The organism is Acinetobacter sp. GWC1_38_13, assembly GCF_001767535.1.
Taxonomy (GTDB): domain Bacteria; phylum Pseudomonadota; class Gammaproteobacteria; order Pseudomonadales; family Moraxellaceae; genus Acinetobacter; species Acinetobacter junii.
Genome location: NZ_MELG01000008.1, coordinates 23177 through 29176, shown reverse-complemented (window position 1 = coordinate 29176; position 6000 = coordinate 23177). Strand labels below are relative to the sequence as shown.

The window sequence follows — 6000 nt, the reverse complement described above, 5'->3', positions numbered from 1 at the left end:
AGTATGTATATTCACGGTGGTTATCAAAGTTATCAAAAGACTCCTCAAGGTTGGCACAATGGTGGTGGGCCTGACCGTATGTGCCTCATGCCCCAAGATTATGAGTCGACATGGGACTTGCGTGATCCGCTAACTTTTGTTCATCTTTACTACACAGAACAACATCTAAAACGTGTAGCAGAACAAGTTTGGGATAAAGAACCTAGTCAAATTATTTTAAATCCACAAATCTTCGTCGCTGATCCCCAAATCTCAATGATCTATCGGCATTTTTTACTGAATGCTGAATGGGAAAACCGCGAAAATCATTTACAGATGAGTACAGCAACTACGCTATTGCTTAATCATCTCATCAAGAATTATAGTCATGCACAGTGGCAAGCACCTGTCGTAAAAGGTGGGCTTTCACCATATGTGCTCAAACAAGTTTTACAATGGATTGATCAACATTTGCATTTAAGTTTGACGCTCACGGATTTAGCTGAACAAGCGCAATTAAGTGAATATCATTTTGCGCATATGTTCAAACAATCTATGAAAATGCCACCACACCAATACGTCATGCAACGTCGACTTGAGTTAGCCCATCAAGCTCTACACGCAACCAAATTAAATTTAACTGAAATTTCAATGAGATATGGCTTTAGCTCGAGCAGCCATTTTAGCCATCGTTTTAAAAAACATTTTGGATACGCACCTTCACTGCTGCGAAAAAATCAAAACTAATTATTGAAGTTTCACATATTTTAAAATTTACTTTTGTATATAGACCTTTAGCCAAAAGTCGTTTAAAACTCCCACAATCCAAGCTTTTTGTCATATAATTTAGCCCGCCAGCTTATCGCCCGCTCAAGAGAATTTTGATATGACAACGATCATCAAACAAGATGACTTGATTACATCAATCAAGGATGCCCTCCAGTTTATTTCTTACTATCACCCACAAGACTTCATCCAAGCGATGAGCCGTGCTTATGATCGTGAAGAAAACAAAGCTGCAAAAGATGCAATTGCTCAAATCCTCATCAACTCACGTATGTGTGCTGAAGGTCATCGACCAATCTGTCAAGATACAGGGATCGTCAACGTTTTCCTTGAAGTCGGCTTAGATGTTAAATTTGATTTAACCATGAGCTTAGACGATGCAGTGAACGAAGGTGTACGCCAAGGTTACTTAGAAAACTCAAACGTACTTCGTGCTTCAGTGCTTGCTGATCCAGCTTTTGGTCGTAAAAATACTAAAGACAATACACCTGCTGTCATCCACTACAAACTCGTACCAGGTAATAAAGTTGATATTACCGTTGCAGCTAAAGGTGGCGGTTCAGAAAATAAATCTAAACTTGCGATGCTAAATCCATCTGATTCAATCGTAGATTGGGTACTTAAAACTGTACCAACGATGGGTGCAGGCTGGTGCCCACCAGGTATGCTCGGTATTGGTATCGGTGGTACTGCAGAAAAAGCCATGATGCTTGCAAAAGAAGCACTCATGGAAGAAATCAACATGGACGAATTACTTCGTCGTGGTCCACAAAGCAAGATGGAAGAACTCCGTATCGAGATCTTCGAAAAAGTAAATGCACTGGGTATTGGTGCTCAAGGTCTTGGTGGTTTGACGACTGTTCTTGATATTAAAATCAAAGACTACCCATGTCACGCTGCGGGTAAACCAGTGGGTATGATTCCGAACTGTGCTGCCACTCGTCACGCACATTTCCAGTTAGATGGTACAGGTGTAGCACACATCCAAGCACCTAAACTTGAAGACTACCCTGCTGTAACTTGGGATTCATCTCAATCAAAACGTGTGAATCTTGATACCATTACACAAGAAGAAATGAATTCTTGGAAACCAGGCGATACTTTACTTCTTAACGGTACAATTTATACAGGTCGTGATGCTGCACATAAGCGCATGGTCGACATGTTAAATAATGGTGAAGAACTTCCAGTCGACTTAAAAGGTAAATTCATTTACTACGTTGGTCCTGTTGATCCTGTTCGTGATGAAGTCGTTGGTCCTGCTGGTCCTACAACTGCAACGCGTATGGATAAATTTACCCGTCAAGTCTTAGAAGCAACTGGCTTGTTCGGCATGATCGGTAAAGCGGATCGTGGTCCCGCGGCTGTTGAAGCAATCAAAGATAATAAAGCAACTTACTTAATGGCTGTGGGTGGCGCTGCTTACCTCGTTTCTAAAGCTGTACGTGAAGCTGAAGTTGTTGCATTTGCTGACCTAGGTATGGAAGCAATCTACAAATTTGTGGTTGAAGATATGCCTGTTTCTGTTGCCGTTGATGTGAATGGTACGTCTATCCACGCAACTGCTCCAAAAATCTGGCAAGCAAAAATTGGTAAAATTCCAGTTGTAGATGCTGCGGCACAATAATCCGCTCATCAAAAAAAATAGCCGAATCACTGCATTCGGCTATTTTTTTATTTAAAGCTTCTGTTAAATTATAAAAATGAATAAGAATAACGAGGCAAATATGAACATAAAACCATTCCATTATCTGTTGCTATGCCTTGCTATTTGTACTTCACAGGATGTATCAGCTACTCCTGCGCAAACTAAATCTGTTCAAGAATTAATTAAAGCCAGTAACTTAGAAAAAGTACTGAACAACTCCTTTGAAGAAATGCAACCTGCTTTAGACTTAGAAGCTGAAAGGATTATTTTAGGTATTTTAAATAAAGAAAAATTAACAACCAATCAAGAACTCTTAGCAGTATTAGAACTCAGCCAATTATTAAAAGAGACCAGTTCAAAATTATTTGCTCGACCTGAAACAATTCAAGCGATTGAAAAAATTTATAAAGACACACTCAGTGAAGAAGAAATTCAGGCTTATTTAAAGTTTTTAAAAACCCCTGAAGGTAAGTCAATCAATCAGAAAAACTTACAGATTAGTACAAATGTATTTCAATATATGAACACCCTAAGTCAAAAAACGCTAAGCGATCCTGAACAAAGCATTCAATTGAAAGAGCAATTTCTATCTATCATTCAACCACTAATTCAACAGGAATAGAAATTGCTCATTAATACAATCAATTACCAAGTTAAAGGATTCCACAGTTTAAATGGTTTAACCAAGTGAACCTCTGACTTTTGATCATACTTAGCAGGTTTTAACTCCTGAGGCTTAGAACGAACTTTACCTGAAGCATCTTGCGCAACAAAATTATAACTAGATGATTTTAATCGAGTAAATGCAATTTCTTGACGTGCCACTTTCTCTGGTATTGACATAAATGGACCTGTTGGTTCACTTCTTGGTAACTTATTCTCTTCGTCATATTTAATGAAATAAGTTTGGGCTGCATCAACTGTAAAATCTAAATATTTCGGTTTTTGAAAATGTAGGCCTGCTAGAGGACGACTTACACTTAAGCGATAAGTTCCAGCTGGTAATTCCAACCAATAATAATGATTATGTAATAGACTTGGAATGCGATGACCATTGATAAATAGATTAGCAGCAGCAATTTCTTGGCGATTCCAGCGAGTGTCTGGGCGATATAAATAGACTACCGCGGCTTGCTCATTTTGTGGCTTGATAGGAGCGTAATATTGACCTAATTTTTGGTTTACCCATCCACCAACAGTAAAACCACCCACATGATATTGATCAAATAAACCTGGTTTCTTATCTGTATCGACAGGAGGTAAAGTTGCTGTTAAGACGGCTGGATTTTCTTCAACTGCTTTATGGCTTTGACAGCCCGCCAAAATCCCTACACAACATAATGATAATATTAAATAACGCATGACATCCCTCAAGGCGTTTTCTTGGATTTATTTTTAACAGCGCAAAACTATGCGGATTATTCAATTTTTAAGATTAACACCTCACCGTTCAATTGCAAATAAAAAAAGCATGAAAAGCTAAGCCTTTCATGCTTTTTTAGATGAATGTGAATTAAGCAGATTTTGAATCTACAACTTTCAAATCTTTCTTCTCAATCAATTCAGCCGCTGTCGTTTGTGGTAAACGCTCTGGCTTATATGTCGGTTTAGCTGTTCCATTAATCACAGCCTCATCAACAATAACCGTGCCGACATCTTTGCGACTTGGTAAATCATACATTGTTTCAAGTAGTACATTTTCCAAGATAGAACGTAGACCACGTGCGCCAGTATTACGCTCAAGAGCTTTCTTCGCTACTGCTCGTAATGCAGACTCATCAAATACGAGGTCAACATCTTCCATCGTGAATAAATACTGATATTGGCGAGTTAATGCATTTTTTGGTTCAGTCAAAATCTGCATCAATGCTTCTTCATCCAACTCATCAAGCGTTGCAATCACTGGCAAACGACCGATAAATTCAGGAATTAAACCAAATTTCACCAAATCTGTTGCTTCAACTTGACGGAATAACTCAGAGACTTTTTTACTGTCATCTTTATTTTTCACATCAGCTGTGAAACCGATACCGCCTTTTTCCTGACGTTGCTGTACAATTTTTTCCAAACCTGAGAATGCGCCACCGCAAATAAATAATATATTTGAAGTATCGATTTGGATAAATTCTTGTTGAGGATGCTTACGCCCTCCTTGTGGAGGAATCGAAGCAACTGTACCTTCAATCATTTTTAATAATGCTTGTTGTACACCCTCACCCGAAACATCGCGAGTAATCGATGGATTCTCAGACTTACGCGTGATCTTGTCGATTTCATCAATATAGATAATGCCTTTTTGAGCTTTCTCTACATCATAATCTGCCTTTTGCAGCAATTTTTGCACGATATTTTCAACATCTTCACCCACGTAACCCGCTTCGGTAAGTGTTGTCGCATCTGCCATAGCAAAAGGAACATCAAGTAAACGTGCAAGTGTTTGAGCAAGTAAAGTCTTACCAGAACCTGTAGGTCCAATTAATAAAATATTACTCTTAGCAATTTCGATGTCTTGATGTGCATGATGTGTTTGCCCAACTTTCAAACGCTTATAGTGGTTATACACCGCAACAGATAACGTTTTCTTCGCAAGATCCTGCCCAATGACATATTGATCAAGCGCTGCACGTATTTCATGTGGCTTTGGCAGTGCTTTGGTTGCCCAATCACCCGCTTCAACCTGTTGACTTGTTTGAACTAAGTCTAAGCAGACATCTACACATTCATTACAAATATATGCGTCCTCACCTGCAATCAGTTTCCCGACTTCAGACTGCGTTTTACCGCAAAATGAACAATGTTTTTGTCCTTGAGGATGTTCGGACATATTTACTCCAATCTTGAATCTTAAAAATTACGGACGCTTACTAAGTACTTGATCAACCAAACCATACTGTTTTGCAGCTTCAGCCGTCATGAAGTTATCACGATCAGTATCACGAGCAACTGTCTCGTAATCCTGTCCGCTATGTTGCGCCATTAAACGATTTAAACGCTCTTTAATAAACAAAATCTCACGTGCATGGATTTCAATATCAGATGCTTGTCCACGGAAACCACCTAATGGCTGATGGATCATCACACGTGCATTTTCCAAGCAATAACGTTTACCTTTTGCACCAGCATTCAAAAGGAATGCACCCATAGAGGCAGCTTGCCCCATACAGTATGTCACAACATCAGGCTTAATAAACTGCATGGTATCGTAAATTGCCATGCCTGCCGTTACTGAACCACCTGGAGAGTTAATATAAAGGTGAATATCTTTTTCTGGGTTTTCTGCTTCTAAAAATAACATCTGCGCGACGATTAAATTCGCCATGTTATCTTCAACTTCACCTGTCAAGAAAATAACACGCTCACGTAACAAACGTGAGTAAATATCAAAAGAACGCTCACCACGAGATGATTGTTCAACGACAACAGGAACTAAAGCATTTTCAATTGTTGGAACATACATATGTTTACTTATTCCTAAATTATTGTGACTCGATCTATGCCAACAATATGAGGGATAATCGCCGAAATTGCAAAAGGTTCAATCTGAAATATTCGAATATTTAGACTAAAATCTGGCATTTTATAGACAA

The 6000-nt window shown here is 38.8% G+C and carries 6 protein-coding genes; 3 read left to right on the top strand and 3 right to left on the bottom strand.

Annotated elements, in window-relative coordinates; genetic code table 11:
- The 3 genes from A2003_RS00870 to A2003_RS00860 all read left to right on the top strand — a co-directional run.
- Nucleotides 1-726, top strand: a 726-nt coding sequence (locus A2003_RS00870) for a helix-turn-helix transcriptional regulator (RefSeq protein ID WP_286686699.1), incomplete at its 5' end; no start/stop codon positions are given.
- A 139-nt stretch (nt 727-865) separates the two neighbouring features.
- Nucleotides 866-2392 (top strand): fumarate hydratase, encoded by a 1527-nt coding sequence (locus A2003_RS00865; protein WP_004909213.1) that lies wholly within the window; start codon nt 866-868, stop codon nt 2390-2392.
- 100 nt (nt 2393-2492) lie between these two features.
- The gene (locus tag A2003_RS00860) at nt 2493-3035 is read left to right on the top strand and encodes a DUF2059 domain-containing protein (protein WP_151708033.1); all 543 of its coding nucleotides are present in this window, start codon (nt 2493-2495) and stop codon (nt 3033-3035) included.
- Between the two features lie 23 nt (nt 3036-3058).
- Here the strand turns inward: A2003_RS00860 and A2003_RS00855 are convergent, their stop codons facing one another.
- The 3 genes from A2003_RS00855 to clpP form a co-directional block, all read right to left on the bottom strand.
- Complete coding sequence (locus A2003_RS00855) at nt 3059-3775, bottom strand: DUF2846 domain-containing protein (protein WP_286686698.1); 717 nt, start codon at nt 3773-3775, stop codon at nt 3059-3061.
- Between the two features lie 151 nt (nt 3776-3926).
- Complete coding sequence (gene clpX / locus A2003_RS00850) at nt 3927-5237, bottom strand: ATP-dependent Clp protease ATP-binding subunit ClpX (RefSeq protein ID WP_039048174.1); 1311 nt, start codon at nt 5235-5237, stop codon at nt 3927-3929.
- A gap of 27 nt (nt 5238-5264) precedes the next feature.
- Nucleotides 5265-5870 (bottom strand): ATP-dependent Clp endopeptidase proteolytic subunit ClpP, encoded by a 606-nt coding sequence (gene clpP, locus A2003_RS00845; RefSeq protein ID WP_004909225.1) that lies wholly within the window; start codon nt 5868-5870, stop codon nt 5265-5267.
- Between the last annotated feature and the right edge of the window lie 130 nt (nt 5871-6000).

What these genes read in the sequence shown, in the direction of transcription:
- A2003_RS00865 (WP_004909213.1), top strand. Translation starts at nt 866, where the DNA reads ATGACAACGATCATCAAACAAGATGACTTGATTACATCAATCAAGGAT.
- clpP (WP_004909225.1), bottom strand. Translation starts at nt 5,870, where the DNA reads ATGTATGTTCCAACAATTGAAAATGCTTTAGTTCCTGTTGTCGTTGAA.
- A2003_RS00855 (WP_286686698.1), bottom strand. Translation starts at nt 3,775, where the DNA reads ATGCGTTATTTAATATTATCATTATGTTGTGTAGGGATTTTGGCGGGC.
- clpX (WP_039048174.1), bottom strand. Translation starts at nt 5,237, where the DNA reads ATGTCCGAACATCCTCAAGGACAAAAACATTGTTCATTTTGCGGTAAA.
- A2003_RS00860 (WP_151708033.1), top strand. Translation starts at nt 2,493, where the DNA reads ATGAACATAAAACCATTCCATTATCTGTTGCTATGCCTTGCTATTTGT.